This is a genomic window from Microcoleus sp. AT8-A3, from assembly GCF_036705675.1.
Classification (GTDB): Bacteria; Cyanobacteriota; Cyanobacteriia; order Cyanobacteriales; family Microcoleaceae; genus Microcoleus.
The window spans coordinates 24,898-46,816 of record NZ_JAUBVD010000038.1 but is presented as its reverse complement, the minus strand read 5'-3'; the positions used below and the strand labels follow the sequence as shown (position 1 = coordinate 46,816).

General features: G+C 45.6%; 22 protein-coding genes. 8 read left to right on the top strand and 14 right to left on the bottom strand.

All coding sequences use genetic code 11. From position 1 onward, the window contains the following. Nucleotide 1: 1 nt before the first annotated feature. Entirely contained in the window at nt 2-733 is a 732-nt protein-coding gene (locus tag QUB51_RS20570) for a response regulator (RefSeq protein ID WP_333055799.1), read from the bottom strand. Nucleotides 734-1,058: 325 nt separating this feature from the next. Here QUB51_RS20570 and QUB51_RS20565 point away from each other — a divergent pair, with 325 nt between their 5' ends. Continuing rightward, on the top strand, nt 1,059-1,424 hold the full coding sequence (locus tag QUB51_RS20565) for a hypothetical protein (RefSeq protein WP_333055800.1): 366 nt from the start codon (nt 1,059-1,061) through the stop codon (nt 1,422-1,424). On the opposite strand, the gene QUB51_RS20560 is transcribed toward QUB51_RS20565, so the two are convergent. Next, on the bottom strand, nt 1,413-2,183 hold the full coding sequence (locus tag QUB51_RS20560) for an iron ABC transporter permease (protein WP_333055801.1): 771 nt from the start codon (nt 2,181-2,183) through the stop codon (nt 1,413-1,415). The two genes, QUB51_RS20565 and QUB51_RS20560, sit on opposite strands and share 12 nt — an antisense overlap. Nucleotides 2,184-2,424: 241 nt before the next feature. Here QUB51_RS20560 and QUB51_RS20555 point away from each other — a divergent pair, with 241 nt between their 5' ends. The 5 genes from QUB51_RS20555 to QUB51_RS20535 all read left to right on the top strand — a co-directional run bounded on the left by QUB51_RS20555 (nt 2,425) and on the right by QUB51_RS20535 (nt 6,131). Further along, a complete protein-coding gene (locus QUB51_RS20555) occupies nt 2,425-2,562 on the top strand; it encodes a hypothetical protein (protein ID WP_333055802.1) in 138 nt (45 codons plus the stop codon). A gap of 2 nt (nt 2,563-2,564) precedes the next feature. Continuing rightward, complete coding sequence (locus QUB51_RS20550; RefSeq protein WP_333055803.1) at nt 2,565-3,593, top strand: GTP-binding protein; 1,029 nt, start codon at nt 2,565-2,567, stop codon at nt 3,591-3,593. 155 nt (nt 3,594-3,748) lie between these two features. Next, a complete protein-coding gene (locus QUB51_RS20545; RefSeq protein WP_333055804.1) occupies nt 3,749-4,195 on the top strand; it encodes a SufE family protein in 447 nt (148 codons plus the stop codon). A 14-nt stretch (nt 4,196-4,209) separates the two neighbouring features. Beyond that, a complete protein-coding gene (locus QUB51_RS20540; protein WP_333055805.1) occupies nt 4,210-5,115 on the top strand; it encodes an alpha/beta hydrolase in 906 nt (301 codons plus the stop codon). Nucleotides 5,116-5,168: 53 nt separating this feature from the next. Then, the gene (locus tag QUB51_RS20535; RefSeq protein ID WP_333055806.1) at nt 5,169-6,131 is read left to right on the top strand and encodes a DUF6282 family protein; all 963 of its coding nucleotides are present in this window, start codon (nt 5,169-5,171) and stop codon (nt 6,129-6,131) included. 226 nt (nt 6,132-6,357) lie between these two features. Here QUB51_RS20535 and QUB51_RS20530 read toward each other — a convergent pair whose 3' ends face one another. The 4 genes from QUB51_RS20530 to QUB51_RS20515 form a co-directional block, all read right to left on the bottom strand. Then, the gene (locus QUB51_RS20530) at nt 6,358-9,489 is read right to left on the bottom strand and encodes a right-handed parallel beta-helix repeat-containing protein (protein ID WP_333263098.1); all 3,132 of its coding nucleotides are present in this window, start codon (nt 9,487-9,489) and stop codon (nt 6,358-6,360) included. Between the two features lie 186 nt (nt 9,490-9,675). After that, a complete protein-coding gene (locus QUB51_RS20525; RefSeq protein WP_333263095.1) occupies nt 9,676-10,851 on the bottom strand; it encodes an ATP-grasp domain-containing protein in 1,176 nt (391 codons plus the stop codon). Between the two features lie 22 nt (nt 10,852-10,873). After that, on the bottom strand, nt 10,874-11,935 hold the full coding sequence (locus tag QUB51_RS20520; RefSeq protein WP_333263092.1) for a DMT family transporter: 1,062 nt from the start codon (nt 11,933-11,935) through the stop codon (nt 10,874-10,876). A 230-nt stretch (nt 11,936-12,165) separates the two neighbouring features. Then, nucleotides 12,166-12,666 (bottom strand): thioesterase family protein, encoded by a 501-nt coding sequence (locus QUB51_RS20515; RefSeq protein WP_333055810.1) that lies wholly within the window; start codon nt 12,664-12,666, stop codon nt 12,166-12,168. A gap of 144 nt (nt 12,667-12,810) precedes the next feature. Between QUB51_RS20515 and QUB51_RS20510 the strand changes: the two genes are divergently transcribed. Next, the gene (locus QUB51_RS20510; protein WP_333055811.1) at nt 12,811-13,662 is read left to right on the top strand and encodes a universal stress protein; all 852 of its coding nucleotides are present in this window, start codon (nt 12,811-12,813) and stop codon (nt 13,660-13,662) included. Nucleotides 13,663-13,922: 260 nt separating this feature from the next. On the opposite strand, the gene psbM is transcribed toward QUB51_RS20510, so the two are convergent. From psbM to QUB51_RS20470, 8 genes are all read right to left on the bottom strand, one after another. Beyond that, nucleotides 13,923-14,036, bottom strand: a complete 114-nt coding sequence (psbM, locus tag QUB51_RS20505; RefSeq protein ID WP_015177760.1) for a photosystem II reaction center protein PsbM — start codon at nt 14,034-14,036, stop codon at nt 13,923-13,925. Between the two features lie 281 nt (nt 14,037-14,317). Next, nucleotides 14,318-14,614 carry a 2Fe-2S iron-sulfur cluster-binding protein gene (locus QUB51_RS20500; protein ID WP_333055813.1) on the bottom strand — a complete coding sequence of 99 codons (297 nt, stop codon included), beginning with the start codon at nt 14,612-14,614 and terminating at the stop codon, nt 14,318-14,320. 118 nt (nt 14,615-14,732) lie between these two features. Continuing rightward, on the bottom strand, nt 14,733-16,577 hold the full coding sequence (locus tag QUB51_RS20495) for a TolC family protein (RefSeq protein WP_333055814.1): 1,845 nt from the start codon (nt 16,575-16,577) through the stop codon (nt 14,733-14,735). A gap of 141 nt (nt 16,578-16,718) precedes the next feature. Continuing rightward, on the bottom strand, nt 16,719-18,173 hold the full coding sequence (locus QUB51_RS20490; protein WP_333210792.1) for a DUF512 domain-containing protein: 1,455 nt from the start codon (nt 18,171-18,173) through the stop codon (nt 16,719-16,721). Nucleotides 18,174-18,343: 170 nt separating this feature from the next. Then, nucleotides 18,344-18,670, bottom strand: a complete 327-nt coding sequence (locus QUB51_RS20485) for a hypothetical protein (RefSeq protein ID WP_333055816.1) — start codon at nt 18,668-18,670, stop codon at nt 18,344-18,346. A gap of 16 nt (nt 18,671-18,686) precedes the next feature. After that, nucleotides 18,687-19,040, bottom strand: coding sequence for a DUF5615 family PIN-like protein (locus QUB51_RS20480; RefSeq protein ID WP_333055817.1), 354 nt, complete (start codon nt 19,038-19,040; stop codon nt 18,687-18,689). 6 nt (nt 19,041-19,046) lie between these two features. Next, nucleotides 19,047-19,379 carry a DUF433 domain-containing protein gene (locus tag QUB51_RS20475; protein WP_333055818.1) on the bottom strand — a complete coding sequence of 111 codons (333 nt, stop codon included), beginning with the start codon at nt 19,377-19,379 and terminating at the stop codon, nt 19,047-19,049. A gap of 607 nt (nt 19,380-19,986) precedes the next feature. Continuing rightward, nucleotides 19,987-20,889, bottom strand: coding sequence for an undecaprenyl-diphosphate phosphatase (locus QUB51_RS20470; RefSeq protein ID WP_333263089.1), 903 nt, complete (start codon nt 20,887-20,889; stop codon nt 19,987-19,989). 322 nt (nt 20,890-21,211) lie between these two features. On the opposite strand from QUB51_RS20470, the gene QUB51_RS20465 reads away from it, so the two are divergent. Further along, a complete protein-coding gene (locus tag QUB51_RS20465; RefSeq protein WP_333055821.1) occupies nt 21,212-21,823 on the top strand; it encodes a thylakoid membrane photosystem I accumulation factor in 612 nt (203 codons plus the stop codon). The last annotated feature ends 96 nt before the right edge of the window (nt 21,824-21,919 follow it).

Genomic DNA, 21,919 nt, shown 5'->3' with positions numbered 1-21,919 from the left:
TTTAATTAAATTCCCAATCGCGACACACTTCTTGAGGGCGGCCAGCAGGATGCACTGCACAAGTGATGCCATCCTTACCGTAATAATAATCACAGACTTTGCAAGGTTTAGTTTGCTCTAATTTTTTCATCAAAGTTGCCCGGATTGTCTGGACTCGGTTGCGATACTTGTTTGCATTTGAGTGACTCGGTTCAATTGCCAAAGCTTGCTCGAAAGCTGCTAAGCTGGAATCGTACAATTTAATAATTTGGGAACTGTATTTTGTCCAAGCATCGGCATGGCTTTGATACAGTTCGACTGTACTTAAGTTTAAAATACCGTATTCTGTCCAAGCGTCGGCTGAAGCTCGATCGAACTTAATATTAGCATTGAGCAAAACTTTTTTGATTGTTGCCAAAAGTTCCCTCGGCTGCCAAGGTTTGCTAACATAAGCCTCGGCGCGATCGCCCTGGAACCTCGCAAATAAAGCTAACTGCTGTCCCTTGCCTGTTAAAAATACCACCGGTATGTTCCGAGTTTCGGGATTAGCTTTAATGAAACGACAAACCCCGTAGCCGTCGAGACGGGGCATTATGACATCTAATAATACTAAATCGGGGCAATTTTTCTCGATTTTATCCAGCGCTTCCACACCGTCTGATGCCTGAATTACATTCAATCCGCTGCATCTCAACTGATGTGAAATGCACTCGCGCTGGCTGCGGGAATCTTCCACCACTAAAACTGTACTCATCACTCCCCACTTGGTTTTTGAGGTAAACTTGTTCGCTGCTTCGAGTTGTCCTTGCTGAAATCAGTTTACCCGCATTGGATGAATTTGCTATCACTGGCTATCTAAATTTACTCAAATTGCAACAAATCTTAAAATCGGGAGCCAAGGTGATACTTATCAGAAAATGCTAGTTGCTAATACGCGGATAATTGTTGAAAGTTTGGGCGGCAAATATTCGGCTTTTAAGCCTTAATAACGGCAAATCGTACTGATGTCGGACGAATACATTGTTGAATTGCAACAGATAATCGGCTATTGTATACGTTAAAGTTCTTAAGGACGACAAATGAATCGATTGCTCCTCACTTTACTTGTAAGTCCGACGCTGTTTGGATCTGTGATGTCTATGAGCGCGATCGCCAATCCCGCTCTAATTGGCGAAATACCAGCCCAATCGGCTGATTCGCCTCAATGCGTGCGATCGCCCCACACTCAGCGCCTGAGTTGCGTGCGGCTTTCTGGCAAGTCTGCTGCTGCTAATTCTAAAGTAAGAATCAGTTGGCAGCGCCCGGGTGAAGAACGGGTGGCGATGCTGGATTTTTCGGAAGCAGAAAGCGATGAGGCGGTGGCGCTGTTTGGCTGCGACTGTCAGATGTGTATCAACTCGCTGCGACAGTTGCGCGGTTTGCCACCTCTGGATCTAGCTTCTTGATGGCGATCCGACAGCATTGGGAGTCAGGCTCAAAAACCAGGTTTCCGATCGCTGCGGGCTTTGGAATGCCTTTAGCTTTCTCACTTTTAGAGAAACCAAAGCCAGCAAATTTATCGATCGCCCCAAAAAACATCCTAACAGCAAAGCAGCCAAAATATAAGGTGCAGCCACCTGCAAATCCGACCAACCGCGACCGTTCAAACTACCGATTAACCAATTCAAAGCAGCTTGCAAGCGGCTGTCTTCAGCTAACAGCAACAGTGTAGTTTGTACTGCCCCAAAAAGAGAACTCACAGCCACACCTGCTAAAACCAAACGTTCCACAGAAATTCCCGTTTTAGTTTTGCCCAAAAAGTAGACCAGCATCGAAGTGAAAATAGCACCTATCCAAGCCGCCAAAGGCACCCAAGTTTGAAATATTCCCAAAGTCAGCATGGTAATCGCAACCAACCCTGCACCCGCCGAAATTCCTAATACAAAAGGATCGGCTAAACCGTTGCGGAGCAAACCTTGCAGCAAAGCCCCCGACATTCCTAAAGCCGCACCAACCGTCAGCGCTGCCGCAACTCTGGGCAAACGCAATTCCCATAAAATAGTTTGATTGACAGTATCACCTCGGTGCAGAAATGCTTGCCACAATTGATCGGCACTCATGGGTACCGCACCAAAAGAAAGCGAAAGCGCGATGGTTAATAGCAAACCCAATCCTAAGAAGACAACTGCCTGAAAAACTCGATATTTTAGCCAGATTTTTTTCACAATATATTATACCGCTTTGCTTTTAGATAAATAACATTTTTACATAGTTATTTCTGCGCGATCGCCCAAACTCCTAAGAGACAATCCGGCTAGTTACTAAATACCATATATTCTCCTGTTTGTGGATAGATCGCGCTCGTTAACTACAGTAAGCTCTTCAGATTAACGCTCGATCGGAGATATTGCACCGATCTGTAATTGTAGAGCTTGCGCGCCAACCGCATTTTCACGTATAATGAGAATGATTATCAAACAAAAGGCGCGCGATCGGCTCGATCGCCCGTATCTTAGCAGAGGCGATCGCACCGGGCTGTCAGCGATGAGGTGCGATCGGCTTGGCAAATTAACAGCAAGGTCTCTACAATTAACCAACGAATAACAATGACTAATCTCACCGTACAAACCCCAGATTTAATTGCCGATCTTCCCAAAAGAGGGATGCCAGTAACTATAATTACCGGATTTCTCGGCAGTGGAAAAACTACTTTACTCAATCAAATACTCAAAAATCGCCAAGACTTAAAAGTAGCCGTTTTAGTTAACGAATTTGGCGATATAAACATCGATTCGCAGCTTCTATTTTCTACAGAGGATGACATGGTAGAACTTAGCAACGGTTGCATATGTTGCACTATTAACGAAGGCTTAGTCGATGCAGTTTACCGAGTTTTAGAACGAGAAGAACGCATCGACTGCATGGTAATTGAAACCACCGGAGTTGCTGACCCGCTGCCGATTATCCTGACATTTGTCGGCACAGAATTGCGGGATTTAACCAATCTAGATTCTGTACTTACCGTAGTCGATAGCGAAACATTCACTCCCGATCATTTTGACAGCGAAGCAGCTTTTAAACAAGTGGCATTTGCAGATATTGTGCTGCTGAACAAAACCGATCTCGCTCCTCCAGAAAAAGTAGAAAAGTTAGAATCTTACATTCGCACAGTTAAGGAAGGAGCGAGAATTTTACACTCTCGATACGGTGAAGTTCCTCTACCCTTAATTTTGGGTGTGGGTTTAACGCAAGCAGATATTTTCAACAGTCTTGAAATTGAGGAAAAACACGAACACCATCACGAACATCATCACGAACACCACCATCACGGACATCAATCTCATCACTTAGATAACGACGGATTTATTTCACTATCATTTGAGAGCGATCGACCTTTTGATGTCCACAAATTCCAAGAATTTCTAACGGAAAAAATGCCCTTCGATGTATTTCGGGCAAAAGGAATTCTCTGGTTTAACGACAGTCCGATGAGACACATATTTCAACTCAGCGGCCCCAGATACGAACTAGATGCTTCGGAATGGTTTACCGCACCTAAGAATCAACTCGTAGTCATCGGCCGCAACTTAGATATCGCTCAAATTCGAGAACACCTGAACAGTTGTTTAGTTTAAGATCGTGTCTTAAAAAACCATGAGGACACGGCATTGCCGTGTCCCTACTATCTCATGCGTAAGTCCTAATCTCAAATCTAAAATCTCAAATCGATCGCCCTTCCTGCTACAATCGAAGGTATAATATTAACGAAGTAAACCGCTACGAGTGAATCATGTCTGCAAACACCGCGCTACCTGCTGCTTTAGCTAAAATCGTTCAGCGCTTTCAGCGACATTCCGATCCGAAACAACGCTACGAACAACTGCTGTGGTATGCCAAGCGACTCCCAGCATTTCCCGAAAGCGATAAACTGCCGGAAAACAAAGTTTCTGGCTGCGTGTCGCAAGTTTATATTACCGCAAATTTGGCAGACGGAAAAGTTCTGTATCAAGGCGATTCAGACGCTCAGTTAGTCAAAGGATTAGTTGGCTTGCTGGTGGAAGGTTTGAGCGGATTAACGCCTGCTGAAATTGTCACCATTACCCCAGATTTTATTCAAGACACGGGATTGAATGTGAGTCTTACACCTTCCCGCGCTAACGGATTTTTCAACATCTTTCAAATGATGAAAAATAAGGCTCTTGCTTGTGAATTGAGCAAGCAAGCAGAAGAAAATTAAAAGAATAAACAGCCATGACTCAAACTACAAATTTAACAAAATCCAATTCTGGCCAGTATTCCGCCGCAGTTCAAGAATATCTGTGGAATTGGAAAGAAACCCAAATCAAAGTTATTTACGAAACCAGAGGGCAGGGAAATCCTGTATTGTTGCTGCCGGCATTCAGTACGGTTTCGACGCGAGAAGAAATGCGTCCTTTAGCAGAATTGTTAGCTTCTAACTTTCAAGTTATGAGTTTAGATTGGCCGGGTTTTGGCGAATCCGATCGCCCGCGAACCGACTATGAACCGCAATTATATCATCAATTTCTCAAGGATTTTGTTGCGGAAAATTTTAATAGTCCGGTGGCTGTAGTTGCAGCAGGTCACGCTGCGAGTTATGTGATGCAATTAGCGCAATCAAAACCCCATGTTTGGTCAAAGATTGTGTTAGCAGCACCGACTTGGCGCGGGCCTTTGCCGACGATGAGCAAACAGCAAAGCGGCTGGCACGGAATCGTGAGAGAATTAGTACGATCGCCCTTACTGGGACAATTCCTCTACAAACTAAACACTGCGCCGTCTTTCCTCAGTTTTATGTACCGCCGCCACGTCTACGCCGATGCAGCTAAAGTCACGCCAGATTTCATCCAAAACAAATGGCAAGTGACGCAAAAACCAGGTGCTCGATACGGTTCCGCTGCCTTTGTGACTGGTGGTTTAGATACGGCAAAAGTGCGATCGGAATTTACAGATAAATTTCAACAATTAGCAGTGCAGGTGATGGTTGTAATTGCTGAAAATGCGCCGCCAAAATCCAAGGCTGAAATGGAAGCATTAACGGAATTACCGGGTGTTGAATCGCGAGTTATTCCCGGTTCTTTGGGTATGCACGAAGAGAATGCTGAAGCTTTGGCAAATGTGGTTAAATCTTTTATTTGAGAGGATTAAGAGGGGATGAACCGCAGAGGGCGCAGAGAACGCAGAGGGGAGGAATGCAAGCTGTTTTTTTAACGTTTGTTTGGATGGTTTGCTATTGGTTTTGTCTGCCAGTTTATGCTGTCGCAGATCCGCCGATAATCAATTTGCCCAAGAGTACGATCGAAGGTGCGATCGACTTTCACATTCATTCTTCTCCTGATGCGATTCCCCGTAGATTAGACGATTTTGAAGTAGCGAAATTAGCTGCTAGGGCGAAGATGAAAGCTGTGGTATTGAAAAATCATTATGCCAGCACAGCAGCGCGGGCAGTTCTGGTTAATAAAATAGTACCAAAAATCGAAGTTTTCGGAGGAGTTGTTCTCAATCATTCGGTAGGCGGCATTAATCCCGACGCTGTAGAAGCAATGCACCGCATCGGTGGCAAATACGGTAAAGTAGTGTGGCTACCAACGGTTGATGCTGAGCATCACTTGCAGGTTTTTCACAAGTCGGGAATGGGGATTAAAGTTGCGGAAAATGGCAAGGTTTTACCGGAAACAGCAGCGGTTTTGAAGATTGTAGCCCAAGAGAATTTGGTATTGGAAACTGGTCATATTTCCTCAGAAGAAGTGATGGCAGTTGTAGCTGAAGCCAACCTGCTCAACATTAAGAACATTCTGATTACCCATGCAATGGCAGATGTACCCGGTTTGTCCCTAGAAAATATGCAAACAGCCGCCGCAACCGGAGCTTTCTTAGAACTCGCATTTGTGAACGATTTGATGGGAGAAAATGCCGCTGATGACGGACACAAAAACTGGCATCAAGTTTCTATTAGTAAGATGGCAGCAGCGATTAAACTAATAGGAGCAGAGCATTTTGTGATGAGCACGGATTTAGGAAGGAAACCCGATCCTTTGCCTGCGGAAGGTTACAGATTATTTGTGAAAAAATTGATAGATGAAGGCATTTCTCCGCAGGAAATTGATTTAATGATGAAACACAATCCAGCTCGATTGTTAGGCATTTATAATTGATAATTGGTAATTGGCAATCGGGGATTGGGAATCGCTAATTGGGAATTCTCTTCCCTCTTTTCTCTTCCTTCTTCCCTCTTCCTTCTGCCTTCTTCCTTCTTCCTTCTATCCTTTACATCCGTCGAGCTAATCCGTTGCCGAACTTCCTTCTGCCTTCTTCCCTCTTCCTTCTATCCTTTACATCCGTTACATCCGTCGAGCGAATCCGTTGCCGAACTTCCTTCTTCTATTCTTGATTGCCTTTGCTGTTCAAGTATCCGTTATCTGCAATGCGCCAAGCACCCCCAGCATTGCCCGTTAAATCGCTATCTTCCACGGTAGCAATGCCATCTCTGTAAACGGCGATCGCCTCACCTTCATTACCATTAATCCGACACCGGCGCACGATCAATTTCCCTCCCAATCCGACACCTATTCCCAAACTGCCGTTGTCAAAAATACTGCAATCTTCCACCGTTGCTTTCCCATTATCCGATATAAAAATTCCGTTCCATACCCCATCATGAATTTTATTCCGACGGAGGATCGAATTTGCATCAGGGCCGCAAATTCCCACCACAGAATAGTCCGCAGAAGTGATATCGCTGTCTTCTATGATTAACTCGCCTTTGCGAATATCTACAGCGTAATATTTCCCAGTGGCGCTCAGCGTTAAACCGCGCACTAAAGCACTGTCAGTTGCCATTTTAATGCAGTTTGAGCTGATACTTTCAACCACAATGCGATCGACCTCTCCGCTGCCGATAATTTCTACCGATTTGTCGATAATTAGACTTTCGCGGTAAACGCCTGGATGCACGTCAATGCGCGTGCCCGGTGCTGCATTTTTCAGCGCTTCGCTAATAGTAGTATAATCGCCTTGACCCTGCTGAGAAACAACAAATCCTTGACTCTTCCCAACTTTGGTATCTGAAGTAGATGCTTTAATTTTCCCTGACTTCGACTCAAAATGCTCAGATTGCCGATCGCCCGCTGCGGAAAGTTGCGATGTTAGCTGCAAGCGTTCTTGATAAACTGTCTCTAGCTGATGTTCTAACTCGCATACTTGAGATATAAGTTGAGCTTGATTCTGCTTTGCTGTCTCAATTTGACTTTGAGTTTCCGAGAGTTGAGAATAAAGGTGCGATCGTTCTCTGTTAGCAGTTTCTAGCCCAGATGCCAATTCAGAGCGACTTTGACGCACATTTTCTAACTGACTTTCTAACTCCAATATTTGAGATTGAAGTTGATTTTGATTCTGATTTGCTGTCTCGATTTGAGTTTGCAATTGGGAGATTTGAAAAGTTAGCTGAGATTCCAATTCAGAGCGACTTTGACGCACACTTTCTAACTGACTTTCTAACTCCAATATTTGAGATTGAAGTTGATTTTGATTCTGATTTGCTGTCTCGGTTTGACTTTGGAATTCCGAAAGTTGAGAAGTTAGCTGAGATTCCAATTCACTGCGACTTTGACGCACACTTTCTAACTGACTTTCTAAGTCGGATACTTGAGATTGAAGTTGATTTTGATTCTGATTAGCTGTTTCGATTTGACTTTGGGATTCCGAGATTTGAGAATTGAACTGAGATTCCAATTCAGAGCGACTTTGACGCACAGTTTCTAACTGTTGCTCTAACTCCGAGATTTGAGATTGAAGTTGATTTTGATTCTGGTTTGCTGTCTCGGCTTGACTTTGAATTTCCGAGAGTTGAGAATAAAGTTGCGAGCGTTCGGTGTTAGCAGTTTCTAGCTGAACTTCTAATTCAGAGCGAGTTTGATGCAGGCTATTTATCTGATTTTCTAACTCCGAGATTTGAGATTGAAGTTGATTTTGATTCTGATTAGCTGTTTCGATTTGACTTTGGGATTCCGAGATTTGAGAAGTGAGTTGAGATTCCAATTCAGAGCGACTTTGACGCACAGTTTCTAACTGGTGTTCTAACTCCGAGATTTGAGATTGAAGTTGATTTTGATTCTGGTGGGCTGTCTCGATTTGACTTTGGGATTCCGAGATTTGAGAATTGAACTGAGATTCCAATTCAGAGCGACTTTGACGCACAGTTTCTAACTGTTGCTCTAACTCCGAGATTTGAGATTGAAGTTGATTTTGATTCTGGTTTGCTGTCTCGGCTTGACTTTGAATTTCCGAGAGTTGAGAATAAAGTTGCGAGCGTTCGGTGTTAGCAGTTTCTAGCTGAACTTCTAATTCAGAGCGAGTTTGATGCAGGCTATTTAGCTGATTTTCTAAGTCCGATACTTGAGATTGAAGTTGAGTAGGGATCTGGTTTGCTGTCTCGATTTGACTTTGCAATTGGGACAGTTGAGAATAAAGGTGGGAGCGTTCTGTGTTAGCAGTTTCTAATTCAGCTTGCAGTTCTGATAACTGAGACTGGAGTTGCGAGCTATCTTCCTCCTTGCGCTGTATCTGAGACTCCAATTCTGACAACTCAGACAGCAGTCTCTCTCGCTCTACAACAACCATTTCGGATTGAAGTTGTACTTCATGAAGTTGAGAGTTTAACTGCATTTTCTCCAGATTAGCTGCTTCTAACTGTCTTTGCAGTTCTAATAATTCCAATGGAGGTTGCTTTGCTTGTTGGCGAGCGGTTTGCAATTGAGAGTTGAGTGTTTTGCGTTCTTGCTCTGCACTCTCCAATTGAGCTTGTAGCTCTGACAATTCCGAAGTAAATTGCGATCGCTCTGCTTCGACTAATTGCAGTTGCTCTTGCAAACCAGATAGTTGAGACTGAAGTTGCTCGCGCTCTTGAATCGAGCGATCGAACTTAATTTGAGTTTCCGACAACTGGTACTGTACCTGCAATCTGCTTTGGCTAGCCGTTTCCAACTGACTTTCAAATTCCGACAGCAGAGCGTGAAATTGAGAACGTTCTGCATCAACCGCCTCTAACTCTGCTTGCATTTCCAGCAATTGAGCGTTAAGTTGCGATCGCTCCTGATCCGCAACTTCTAACTGCTCTTGAAGTTCTGCCACTTCTGCTAACTGAGACTCAGCTTGTTGAGCATTTTCTAGCTGAAACTGCAAATCAGCAATCAGAGTATCAATTTGCGATCGATCCTGGGCAATTCCTGCCAAAAATTCTTCCATTTCCGACACTTGATTTTTTAACACTTCTTGCTCGCGAGTCACAGTTTCCAACCGACTTTGTAACTGAGACAATTCAGAATTTAGCTGATTTTCATTCTGCACCTTTTGCCGCAATTCCGAAGTTCTGGCATCCAACTGAGCAGCCAAATTCGATATCGCCTCCTGCGAACCCTGCATCCGTACCAAATTGCGTGAATTTCGCTTATTCAAAATTAGCCAGCAGACTAATGCCCCGCCTCCAAATCCTATTAATAAAAGTAATGCTTCCATGTGTTTTATCTAATTAATATAAATTGAGGGATTTTGATTATGACCAAAAAAGGGACATCCACAAATCGCGATCTTACTCAAAGCTATCACAACTTGCCAGCCTGTGTTGACTTTTCTCGACAATTTATATTTCTTTACAAATCCCTTTTGTTTACAGGTAAGGTGCAGCCCGCCCTGCAAGTCCGATTAATGCAGCAAATCCACAATATGAGGAATAATTTCGATATGCTGAGTCAACAAATAATCCAACCTATCCGCCAATAAACTAAAAATTAAATCGTTATAACTCATCCCGTATTCCGCCAAACCTAAAGCTACCAAACTCGTCACATTTTCCCCTGGATGTTTCAGATCCGGTTTGGGATTTGCTTCCAAAACATAAAGCGTTCCATCAGCATCACTTCGGACATCAATTCGCACCAAACTGTTCAAACTAAACTCCCAATAAATTTTTCTAGCTAACTCAATTAACTCTTGTTTGAGATCAGGTTCCTCACCGCCCATCAACCGTCCTCGATCCGCCGTAATCGCTTTTTTGTCCATAGAAGTAAAGATAAGTTCGTCAGGCTCAAGCACGCGCTCCACCGTCGAAAAAGCAAAAGGTTTTGTATTTTTATAGAAACCGCCTTTAGCATATTTAACATAGCCACAAACCGCCACACAAAATTCTCGTCCCGGCAAATACTTTTCAATTAAAGCAGTATTGTGAGTGGCTCGGTGAACTTCCGAAACCGCCTCAGACAAACCCTCAATTTTGTCTACAAAATGAACGTGCAGCGAAGCGCGACCGGATACTGGTTTAACAACAAACGGCCCTTGATAGTCACCAAAAGCAATGGCAAAACGCTGATGCAAATTAGGATGCAAAATCCCTTGAGAAGGATGCCAAGTAATAAACGGAGCGGTTTGTATTCCGACTGATTGCAGTTCCCGTTTAAAAGCGTGTTTGTTATCTAAAGTTGAACTATTTAAAGGATTGTGACCGACATAAGGCATTCCCAACATTTCCAACAATGCGGGAGTGTGACAAACAGGATTGTATCCCTGGACTCCGCCAGTATTCAGCCACACTAAATGGATATTTTTTTGTTTTAGTTGTTCCGGTAAGTTCATGTCGTCAGGCATGACAAAGACTTGCTGAAAGCCAATTTCTGCTAATGCTGTAGCAATTTCGCGGGCGACGATTTCGTAACTCTTCCAAGCGCGGGGATTGTGAGTTTTGTAAATCACTGAGCCGGGGCGATCGCAGTCCCCGCCGAACACCACAGCAATCCGCAATTTAGCAAACAGCACCTCCAAATATTGACGCAGCAAACTAAAGTCATAATGCCAGCGATTCAGGCTAATTGATGTTGCAACCATTTAAGTTTATTTCCTGTGTGTTTTATTTTTTATCTGCCGAACTGCTAGATTTTGCCAAATATATTCCCGCCAAAACTACGGAGAATGCAAACCAATTAAACAAGCTCAAACTTTCCGCAAACAGCACCCCGGCAATAATCGCAGTAATCACGGGTTCTAGCAGCAGAAAAAGAGCGACAAATCCCGACGACAAACGACCGAGACTGTGGATGAGCAGTCCCTGGCCGAAAGCTTGACAAATCACCGCCAAACCAATTACAGCCAGCCATCCCTGCCAAGAATAAGGGAAAACTCGATCGCCCGCCAGCAGAACCAGTGGCAAAACCAAGAGACTACCAATAAAACAGCGCCACATCAATATAGTTGTCGCCGGAAACTTTGTTCGCAAATGTTCTGAAAGTAGCAGATTTCCTGCATAAAAAATCGCCGATAAAAGAGCAGTAATGTCGCCGACTAGATTGTCTCCCGCCGTTTGCAAATCGTCCATTCCGATCGCAATTGCGCCAGACAAAGCCACCGCCAGTCCCACCAAAAACCTGCTGTCAAAGCGCCGCCCCAACAGCAGCCATCCCCCCAAAGTAGTAAATAAAGGAGTTAAGTTTCGCAGTACAGTAGAATTAGCGACATTAGTCTGAGTCAGTGACCAGGCCCAGAAACCCAAAGAAGCAGAAGAAACCACGCCTACGGCTGTTAACAGCATCACATCCTGCAGAGTGTAGCTCGATCGCTCTTCAACTTTTGCCCCAGACATTCGGCGGCGTGCAGCATCAGCACCATTCCATACTCCAAATACCACAGTTGCTATCCACAAACGGTTAAAAACAGTAGCATTCGGGCTGATTTCCCGTTCGCTAAACCTAATAAAAATCGCCGCCAGCGACACCGCTAGCAGCGCCGCAGACAGCGAAACGATCGCCCAAATTTTGCCTTGACTGTCAGCTAATTCACCGTTTTTTAAACTGTCTGACTTTCCCGAAACAAGAGTTTTGTCTTCAGTTTTTAAGGCAGAGTTTAACTCGGTTTTTTCCAAAATATTGCGCCGAAGTTCAATATTTTGCTCTGGCAATTCCAGTTTTTTTGACATTATTAAAAGTTCCAATGAAGGCAAAAAACAGAAAGCAGAAGGTATAATTATAAATTATACAAATCCTCAAAACTCATGCAACAGTATCGCTCCGGGTGCGTCGCCACCCTTAAATATTAAATAATATCCACAATCTTTGAGCGACGCACCGGTGCATACAGTCTTTCAGTAAACAAACCCACACTCATCATTCTTGCTTTCTGGAGGCGAGAATTGGTATTAACAGCAGCTTAGGTTGAAGGTTTAACAGAAAGCCTTGTCAAAGCCTCCTTTAGCGCCGGCGGCAATTGCCGGATAATCTTGTTCTTGTCGCGATCGACACCCACCAAAGTTACCTGTGCTGTCACATATAACTCCTGAGTCTCAGCCGATCGAATTTCGTAATCCCAAAGCAGCCGCACACCCTCGCTAGCAGCCATCCGCGTTCTGACTGCCACAGATTGACCCATTTGTACAGCCCGGTGGTAGCGCAGCGAAAGTTCCACCACAGGCAATTCCAAACCCTGCGCCACCCAGTCTGCATACTCGATGCCAAGAGATCGCAAACTTTCCACCCTAGCTTCCTCCATCCAAGCAATATAAGTCCCGTGCCAAACCACACCGCTGTAGTCAGTATGGTGAGGGTAAACTCGCACCAAATATTCAAACCAGCCCTCAGAGTCGATCCCGCGGCGATTTTGAATAGCACCAGCCGGTGCGAGTTCAGGTTGAGTTCGATCGTTCTCTAACACTTTACAAATCGTTCCAAAACGCTACATTTCTACAAATCATAAGACAAACTTCAGGCTTATGCTTGACTGTAAGCAACTAGAGTACCAACGCCCTAGTTTAACGTCGCACAAGAAAACTCAACTGTTTTTACCGCCAAAAAAACCATGATAGAAAAAATTTTAGTAGCCGTCGCCGGTCGCGGCTTGTGCGAAGAGATGTTTAATATGTTGATGGACATCCCTTCCTTGCAACAAACCTCTGTCACCGTCTTGCACGTCGTGCCGCCCCAAGTAACCTCCGATGGCATGGCCGAGAAACTGGAAGAAGGAGGCAAGATTTTAGCACAAGCAGTCCAGTCTTTGAAAATAGATCCCAGCAAAGTCAACCCCAGGCTCAAACAGGGAGACCCGAAAACCACAGTTTGCCAAGTCGCAGAAGAAGAACAATCCGACTTAGTAATTATGGGTTCCCGCGGACTCGGACGGCTGCAATCGATTTTGGAAAACTCAGTCAGCCAGTACGTTTTCCAGCTAACATCCCGACCGATGTTGTTAGTAAAAGACGACATCTATGTCAAAAAAATCAAGCGCGTCATGGTGGCGGTAGACAAATCAGAAGCTGCCAAACAGTCATTAGAGCTGGCGCTATCTTTGGTCAAAGAAGTCAGTGGCCCAGAGATAATTTTAGTACACGTCACCAAAGATTTGACGGGAAAATCCAGCACAGATTTAACAACAAGTGCTGAAAAAGACGCTGTATTGGCCCCAGCAGTAGCACTAACCAAACAAATGGGAGTTAGCTACCGCTGCGTGAGTGCTACAGGCAAGCCAGGGGAAGAAATTTGTCGGATTGCAGACGAGTTGAATGCCGACTTGTTAGTAATCGGTTCCCCGGATCGGCGACCCAGCGTTGCCAAAAACTTTGTGGATATCGATCGACTCCTAGGAAATTCGCTATCAGACTACGTGCGAGTTTATGCCAACTGTCCCGTCTTGCTAGCCCGCACAGTCGGCTAGAATCTCATCGTTAACACTTAGGATCGCGAATTAAATAATTTACACTCTTGAAAGTGCGGAGTAGGGGTTGGGCTTATAGCCCGCCCTTTCTGGACGGGCGGGACGCCCATCTCACAAAAACCATCACGCATTGTAAGTTATTTAATTCTCATTCCTTAGCAGCTAACACTCAACAGTTAATAAAAAAAGCGCCTCAGCAAAAAGCTGTTGGCGCTTTTTTTTTGCAAGCAGCTTGCGCCTGACAGAAATAACAGCAGTTGCTAATCTTTTCTACCTTGACGGCTAGCTGTTTGAATGTACAGAATGATTAGAAAAACACTGGGAACCAATACAAACAGAATGGTTGCCACAAACCCTAAATCGTTAACTTCCATGAAGACGCTCGCCTCTATCGGAAAATAGAAAAACACACACAACTAGGATATCACTCAAAGGCAAAAGGCAAACTCGAAGACAGAAGAAGAGCTGACGGACAAGCGTCGAAACCCGCTTTCTGCCTGGATGCCTCCCTACCCAATCTCTTATTTGTCCTAGAAACCAAGTTTCTTTTCCTAGGCGAGCAAAAGGCGTGATTATACAGTGAAATAGGAAAAAAAACACAATTTTTGCATTCTGCATTTTTCTTTCTGTTAATCAACCTTCTGCCTTCTGAGAGTCACGGTTTAGTCTTGACGCTCACCGGGCCATTGACCATAGCTTGACAAGCCAACCGATAGTTTTCGGGCTTTTTCTTGAGCTTGCGGTTCTCAAAGTCAGTGCGGGGCGACAGATTTTCACTGCCCTCGACAATTTCCACAATGCAGGTGCCGCATTGACCGTAGCCCCCGCAATTCATCATCTTTCCCGAAAATGTGTACAAATCGATGCGGTTTTCTAGAGCTTTGAGTCTCAAATTGGCTCCGTCTGCTGCGATGACTTCCTGATTTTCCTTCACAAACTTGATATTGGCCATTGCCGATTCCTTAACGCAGTTGACATGGAACTCTATTACAAAATATTAACTAATGTGTCGGACGTTTAATACAGGATGTCCAATTGATCTGGTAATTAAAGCTCGCCCCAACCCAATCTCAAGGAGCATCCGAGAGGTTATTAGTCGGAAGATTGCTCACAGCCCGCTGGAGAGACGAAAGTCCCAGGTTGTAGGTGACAATTGCCGACAATCGGTTTCTCTCAGCCCTAGTCAAATCAGTTTCCGCCTGAATCACATCCGTCTGAGTACCTACACCAGCTTGAAACCGCAGTCTCGCCAGACGCAGAGCTTCCCTTGACTGCAAAACCCCCGCCTCAGAAGTTTCGATATTCTCAAAACTCGACTCTAAGCCAAAATAAGCTTGTTCCACTTCCCGGCGCACCTGATTGCGGAGTTGGTCAAATCGACTTTCGGCGATCGCAATATCAGCATCCCGCTGTCTCACCCTCGCGTTCGCCGCGCCCCCGTCGAAGATACTCCAAGTCAGACTCGCCCGGATCGAATAACCATCCGCCCACCCGCGAGTAGCAAACGGGTTGGGGTCGTCAGGGTCTTGTCCCAGCACGTTGTAACTACCCCCAACACTCAGTTGAGGCAAACGCCCCGCCTGAATCGATCGCCTCTGCTGCTTGCTGATATCCCTCTGCACCAACTGCTGTTCCAACTCGGGGCGATTCCTAAAAGCCTGCACGATACTCTCTTCCAAAGACAGCCTCCAAGAGCCCGCTTGCTCTACCGGATCGGCCGCCGTCAAGTTCGCCGACTGGCTGACATTCAAAATCTCAGCCAGACGCCGCTGGGCAACTCGCTGATCGCGACGAGCAACTGACAGTTGTTGCACTTCGTTAGCCAAATTTGCCTGAGCCTGCAATACAGCAAACCGGGTTCCCACCCCTGCCCGTTCCAGGGCTTCGGCATCCCGCAAACTTTGCTGAGCATTTCTGACTGAAGCTTGGCGGATGGCAACTTGTCCGTCCGCGTTTTGCAAGGTGTAGTAAGCCTCAGCAGTGTCGAAGCGGAGTTCCTCGGCTTGGCGTTCCACATCCAATTCCCGAAGGCGCAACTGTTCCTCGGCCGCGCGGATGTTAGCCCGCCGTCTTCCGAACAAATCGATGTCATAGCTCAACTGCAAAGTGTTGTTGAGACTGTTGCTGCCTAAATTTTGCCGGGCTTGCTCGGCGGGCTGCCCGGTTCCGTTAGCCCGAGAGTTGTTGAAGCGCTGCTGAGCCCGGACTCCGAGTTCTCCGCCTGCAGTCACAGAGCGGCTGGCGTCCATTTGAAAATTCAGGTCTGGATAAAGAGCAGCTTGCTGTTCGCGCAAAGCGGCTCTGCTTTGTTCCACTTGCTGTCCGGCGATTTGCAAAACTTGGCTGTTGCGGCGGGCGAGGTCGATCGCCTGCTGCAAGGTAATTGACTCAGTTTGCTCGATCCTGACATCCTCCGGGTTTGTCGGAAACTGCAGGGGATTCGGGTTGGGTTCCAGGGAAGCCGGAGGCTTGGTGTCTAAAATACCCCTCGGAGGGACAGGGGGGAAACTTTCGTTCGGAGTGCCCCGGAGGATGGGTACCGGGGAACTCGGCACAGGAACATTGTTGGGAGGGTTCGGGGAAGGCTGCTGAGTCTGTGTCGGTTCCAACCCTCTTAGAGGCGTTGCACCGGCCTGAGACAGAGTTGATGGGGAAGCCGGAGCAGCCTGTTGAGGCTTTGATGCTTGCTCGCTTCCAGTTGGGGGATTAAGGGCGATCGACTGTTCGGCCTGTGACGCTGATTCTGCAGCTGTGTTCGAGGTCGATCGAACCTTCTGCCCTAATTCGAGCTGATTGAAGCGGGCCAAACTGTCCTGAGATTGAGTCGGAGACTGTGCTGAAGCACTCTGTGGGGCGTTGCCCAAAGTAATTGCAGCGCCCACTCCGACTACGATGATTTGACGAAAAACACGCATAATTTTTTAATTACTCTGCAATCCTAGAGACAATTTTAGAGCAAGATTGAGGTCTCAAATTTCTAGTCTGTAGCCTGAACTCGACGGTTGCAAGTCACAATTACCCTACTCATCTTAACTTTTGAATGTTCGATTCAAAATTTAGAATTTAACTTCAGCATTTGCCAGACCGATCGCCGTCGAGATTAGTTCCTCTACTCCGCTCACCGGCAAAATCCGGGTTTTTAGCGAGCTGGCGAGCTGTTCGAGGGTCATGTCGTCGAGAAAACGCGGTTCCCCCTGTTTTAGCATCACCGACGGCAGCAGAATGCCATCTCCCAAGTCTCGCCCCTGCAAAGCTTCCAGCAAATCTTGCCCGGTGAGCAAACCCGTGACAGTGATAGTTTGTCCCCAGTAGTTGCTGCACAGTGCGGCCATGTTGACGGACAAGCCGGGAATTTGGTTTAGTTGTTGTACGATCGGCTCAAAAGCTTTTTCGACAGCATTCCCCACCACCCAAACTAACTTGCGCGCAGGCTCGACTGGCATCGGTTGCAGCTTCTCAAAAGCCGTTTCAAACTGCTGGATAAACTGGCGGATAGAACCCACACCATTACCAATTTGCGGATAATCTTCGTAATCAGCAGCCGACGGCAAATCTAAACCAGCGATTAAAAACCACTCGTCAGCCAGCCAAATACAGCGAGATTTTGACTTTCCTAACAAGCCATTTAAATCTTCTCCCCCCCTTGCTAAGGGGGGGTTGGGGGGGGTATATTTTGAATTCTTCCTTTTCGGCTTTCCGCCACCTTTTCCTGTACTCAAAAGCCCTTGAATTTTCTGCACTTGCTCGATTACTTCTCGCGCTTTTTGGGCAGTTACTGCGATTAGTTCATCTTCGGCCGGGCGAAAGCGAGTTAAACCCACCGGCACTACAGCCACCGATGCTACAGCCGGAATACTTCCAGTATGAAACTTTGCCAAATCTAACAAAGTGCGTTCTAAATGTTCGCCATCATTAATACCGGGACAAACAACTACTTGAGCGTGAATTTGCAAGCGGCGTTCTTGAAACCATTTGATTTGTTCTAAAATCTTCCCCGCGCGGAGATTTTTTAGCAACCGAATTCGCACTTCCGGTTCCGTAGCGTGTACCGAAACATAGAGAGGAGAAAGCCGCATTTGTTCGATTCTGTCCCACTCTTTTTCAGTCAGATTTGTGAGAGTGAGATAGCTACCGTAAAGAAAACTAAGTCGGTAGTCATCATCTTTGAGATACAAAGTTTCGCGCTTTCCCGGAGGCTGCTGGTCAATAAAGCAAAAAGGACAGCGATTGTTGCACTGAATTAGTCCGTCAAAAAGAGCAGTTTCAAATTCCACTCCCAAGTCTTCGTCATACTCTTTTTCTATTTCTAATTTGTGAGTTTTGCCTTTAGTGTCTAATACTTCTAATTCTAGAAATTCATCGGCGCACAGGAATTGATAGTCAATCAAGTCGCGGGGTTTTTGACCGTTGACGGCGACGATTGAGTCTCCGGGTTCAAATCCCATTTCGGCGCAGATGCTGTCGGGGATAACTTTGGTGATTAGGGCGGGCCGGATTGATATGTCGCTCATGGTTATTAGTTATTAGTTATTTGTTATTTGTTAGCGGAGAATGTTTACAGTTTAACTTGTCTAGGCTGACAGAAGCGATCGGGCGATCGCTTCTGCCAGTCTAGGCGAGTGAATTGTCTTTAACGTCTTTAACAGAATTGACTTGTCGGGTTGCTAAATATACAGCATTATTATATTTTTTCCATAAACAGTTCTGCAATCCGCACCTCAAAAGTTATTCCGGGTAGCTGAGGCTGCCATCCGAGTCGCACCGCTTGCCGTATCCATTGTGTTGCATCACAGGGTGTTACTGGTTTCACTTCGTTAGTACCCCAACATTGAGGATGAGGTCGATCGGTGATGATAACTAACACCGAACCCCGTTTTTGGGCGTGTTCGATCGCAACATGAAGATTTCCGGAGTATTCTTGCGTATAAGTAGCTTGTCTTCGGATTAGCCAGATAAAAGGCTCCCCATCAACAATTATTTTTCTGGCTCCTTTTTTCGGTATTGACATAGTTTGCTTAAACTCGTTAGCGTAAAGGTAAAAATCGCACTTGTCCTTCCCATTCTCCTTCCAGACTGCACTCAGCTATTAGCAAAATTTCCTCGATCGCCAAACCTACAGAAACACGGCGGCTGACTTCAAATAACCCTGGCATCGCAAGACCTGCTTGCATTCGTTCGTAGGCAAAGTTTGTCATAGTTGCTACATCGTGAGTTAGTACCACGCGCCCTTGCTGCGCGGCCCATTCTAAAACAGTTGGGTCGTCTGCTTCGATCAAGCCCATATCTTGAACGCGGACAATATCAACGTCGGGATTTCGCCGCAGAATACCTCGAACAATCTGATTGTTAAAGTTCTCGTCTGCCAATAATCGCAGCATATAACACTACCCTTTTTGGTTGCGTCTGGCTAATAAGCGATCGCGTATTCCAACTGGGTTAAAACGCCTTTCTGCTTCCTGCTGAACTTCTGTGGCAAGACGTTGACGTTCCATCAGATAAGCGTCAACTTCGGATTGGTGTCGCAAGTAGTAGCCGATCGCAAAATAAATATCGGAAAGTTGAAGAGACGGGTACTGTTCCCGGATTTCTTCTGCTGTGCCTCCTTCAAGAAAAGCTGTAATGACTGTATCTAGGGTAATTCGGGTTTGGCTAACCCGGATAACACCGTTTGCATCAGCCACAAGCGGAATTGGTTCAGCCGTAGGAACAAATAGCATTTTAAGATTGATGGCAGTATTAGTTTTCTCTTTTCAGCATAGCAGTCTCCTAGGCTCGATCGCCTTTAGAATCAGAATAACTTCTGGGTTGTGAATTTAGCTTGGCTGTGAGAGGATGTATCAAAAATATGTATTTATGAAACTCAAAATTTTGACGGGGTTCCTGACAGGCTTAGTTGTTTCTGCCAGCACAACAGCGCTCTTTTGTCAACCCAGCCTTGCGGCAAATAATCCCTTTTTTTGCGAGACTATTCCATATATTAGCACTGGGATTCTGAACGGAGAACCTGTTTTAAATCTGATACTATTGTTCCCACAATTCCGGGAGAGATAAAGAAGGACATCGCTACACCAATGCTAGCACCATGAACCAGCATAATTAGCGTTAATTTTTCATTTTGGCGCTCGCTATCTTCAGGCATTCTATATCCTTCACGGCGACGCTCACTTTGAGTTAAAAGCTAACAGCTTGTCAGCTATTAATAAGCTTTTTATGAACGGGCAAGATGCCCGTCCCACAAGAAAATTTACTCTTTGTGGAACAGGCATCTTGCCTGTTCTTGTTTTGTGGAACAGGCATCTTGCCTGTCCTTGTAATTATAACAACCTACGCATTTTTCACTGCCCCACCTGCGATCGCCGTTAAAATGGCCACGCCAAAAGCTAGCCGATACAACACAAATATCCACGTCTTTTGAGTTTGCAGGAACTTCATTAGCCACGCGATCGACAAATAAGAAAACACAAATGATGAAATCGTTCCCACTATCAAAGCTGCAACTCCCGCATCGCTGATTCCTTGTCCCAAATCACCCCTTAATTCCACTAATCCAGCCAGAGTAATTGCCGGAATTCCCAATAAAAAAGAAAACCGCGCGGCGGCGGGTCTTTCCAATCCCATGAACAATCCTGCTGTTAGAGTGGAACCCGATCGCGAACACCCCGGAATCAAGGCGATTGCTTGAGCTAATCCCATCAAAATACCGTCTAAGACAGTTAACTTTTCATAAGTGCGATTGCGCTTGCCAATTTTTTCTGCTATTGCTAACAGTAGCGACATGACGATCGAAGCAATGGCGATACTGGCCAAACTTCTAAGTGGCGAGTTGTCAAAATCTGGAACCAATGCCTTGATTAGCAGCCCAAAAAAGACTATAGGTATTGTTCCCAAAACCAGTGCTACCGCCATTTGAAACTCATGGGATTTGTAGTTGCGCTGCACCAGGGCTTCGACTGCACCAACAGCTATATTTGTCAAGTCTTTCCAGAAATACCAAAGCACTGCGACAATGCTGCCCAACTGAATAACAGCAGTATAAGCAACTCCGGGATCGCCCCATCCCAGGGCGATCGGCACTACCTTCAAATGAGCGCTGCTGCTGATAGGCAAAAACTCTGTTAATCCTTGTACAATTCCTAAAACAAGGGCCTGCGCCAGATTGATTTGAGCCGGCCCGGAAACATCAGCAGCCGGCGTTTGGGCGAGGAGTGCGTCAAGCAAAGCTATCATTAGTTGTAAATTCCCAGTTTTCAGTTTCTAGTTATCACTTGGATTTAACATCTTGCATTATTTTCAGAAGCTACAAGCCCATGCCACCACAAATAAATTTTATTGTGGCGCGGACACTTCCAGCCCGCCCCTAAAAAGCCGATCGCAAATAGTGATCTTGGGCCTGTAGAATCGCCTTGTCGATCGCCACTATCAGCAATTTACGATCGTCGAGCCGAAACTACTTTAACCTACTCAACAACATTTGCCTACATTTTGCTGATAAACTTAGGAAAGTTTTTGCATCTGATTTCGGTTTCCTTACAGCAACTGCCCACAACCTATGATATTTACTGAGAAAAAAAAATCACTTGTTACTGCTGCTTCTGGCATCCGCTGGCTGAGGCGAATCTTGTCAGCCAGTCTTGTAACAGTGGCGATCGCACTTAGCTTCATACTGCTAAGCGGCACGGCCCCAGCCTTGGCAACTCTTACGGACGATCGCTTTGACGGTACAATATTTGCCCTCTACGCCGGCAACGGTTCCCTAGTTCCTCCTAAAGTCAAGATTACAGATTCTTTCAAACGCCATAAACCCGTACTGTTGGTTTTTTACACTGACGACAGCAGCGACTCCAAGCAATACGCGATCGTCGTCTCTCAACTCCAGGAATTTTACGGGCGCGAAGCCGATTTTATGCCCATAACAATTGACTCTTTGCCTCCGCAACCGTCACCCGAAATCACCGAACCAAGCCATTATTACGAAGGTTTCGTACCTCAAACTGTCATCCTAGACCAATCGGGAAAAGTAGTTTTCAATGAAAAAGGACAAATACCATTTGAACAGGTAGATGACGCTTTTCGGAAAGTATTTGACTTGCTGCCTAGAGAAAAATCAATTCCGCTCAAACGCCGTGTTGTGAACGAACTCAATATCGAATTGTCGAAGTAATAGGTAATGGCTAATTCCTAGTGGCTATAGCAATCTTCAATGATTCCTCAACCAGAGTTTTTCGGTCTTATATTGAATAAGGTATGCTGGGGCGCA

Bases quoted from the DNA above. Each gene is read 5' to 3' on its own strand.
- QUB51_RS20465 (WP_333055821.1), top strand. From the start codon at position 21,212: ATGATATTTACTGAGAAAAAAAAATCACTTGTTACTGCTGCTTCTGGC.
- QUB51_RS20480 (WP_333055817.1), bottom strand. From the start codon at position 19,040: ATGCTGCGATTATTGGCAGACGAGAACTTTAACAATCAGATTGTTCGA.
- QUB51_RS20565 (WP_333055800.1), top strand. From the start codon at position 1,059: ATGAATCGATTGCTCCTCACTTTACTTGTAAGTCCGACGCTGTTTGGA.
- QUB51_RS20495 (WP_333055814.1), bottom strand. From the start codon at position 16,577: ATGCGTGTTTTTCGTCAAATCATCGTAGTCGGAGTGGGCGCTGCAATT.
- QUB51_RS20530 (WP_333263098.1), bottom strand. From the start codon at position 9,489: ATGGAAGCATTACTTTTATTAATAGGATTTGGAGGCGGGGCATTAGTC.
- QUB51_RS20475 (WP_333055818.1), bottom strand. From the start codon at position 19,379: ATGCTATTTGTTCCTACGGCTGAACCAATTCCGCTTGTGGCTGATGCA.
- QUB51_RS20555 (WP_333055802.1), top strand. From the start codon at position 2,425: ATGATTATCAAACAAAAGGCGCGCGATCGGCTCGATCGCCCGTATCTT.
- QUB51_RS20550 (WP_333055803.1), top strand. From the start codon at position 2,565: ATGACTAATCTCACCGTACAAACCCCAGATTTAATTGCCGATCTTCCC.
- QUB51_RS20500 (WP_333055813.1), bottom strand. From the start codon at position 14,614: ATGGCCAATATCAAGTTTGTGAAGGAAAATCAGGAAGTCATCGCAGCA.
- QUB51_RS20535 (WP_333055806.1), top strand. From the start codon at position 5,169: ATGCAAGCTGTTTTTTTAACGTTTGTTTGGATGGTTTGCTATTGGTTT.
- QUB51_RS20545 (WP_333055804.1), top strand. From the start codon at position 3,749: ATGTCTGCAAACACCGCGCTACCTGCTGCTTTAGCTAAAATCGTTCAG.
- QUB51_RS20520 (WP_333263092.1), bottom strand. From the start codon at position 11,935: ATGTCAAAAAAACTGGAATTGCCAGAGCAAAATATTGAACTTCGGCGC.
- QUB51_RS20485 (WP_333055816.1), bottom strand. From the start codon at position 18,670: ATGTCAATACCGAAAAAAGGAGCCAGAAAAATAATTGTTGATGGGGAG.
- QUB51_RS20470 (WP_333263089.1), bottom strand. From the start codon at position 20,889: ATGATAGCTTTGCTTGACGCACTCCTCGCCCAAACGCCGGCTGCTGAT.
- QUB51_RS20570 (WP_333055799.1), bottom strand. From the start codon at position 733: ATGAGTACAGTTTTAGTGGTGGAAGATTCCCGCAGCCAGCGCGAGTGC.
- QUB51_RS20525 (WP_333263095.1), bottom strand. From the start codon at position 10,851: ATGGTTGCAACATCAATTAGCCTGAATCGCTGGCATTATGACTTTAGT.
- QUB51_RS20540 (WP_333055805.1), top strand. From the start codon at position 4,210: ATGACTCAAACTACAAATTTAACAAAATCCAATTCTGGCCAGTATTCC.
- QUB51_RS20490 (WP_333210792.1), bottom strand. From the start codon at position 18,173: ATGAGCGACATATCAATCCGGCCCGCCCTAATCACCAAAGTTATCCCC.
- QUB51_RS20510 (WP_333055811.1), top strand. From the start codon at position 12,811: ATGATAGAAAAAATTTTAGTAGCCGTCGCCGGTCGCGGCTTGTGCGAA.
- psbM (WP_015177760.1), bottom strand. From the start codon at position 14,036: ATGGAAGTTAACGATTTAGGGTTTGTGGCAACCATTCTGTTTGTATTG.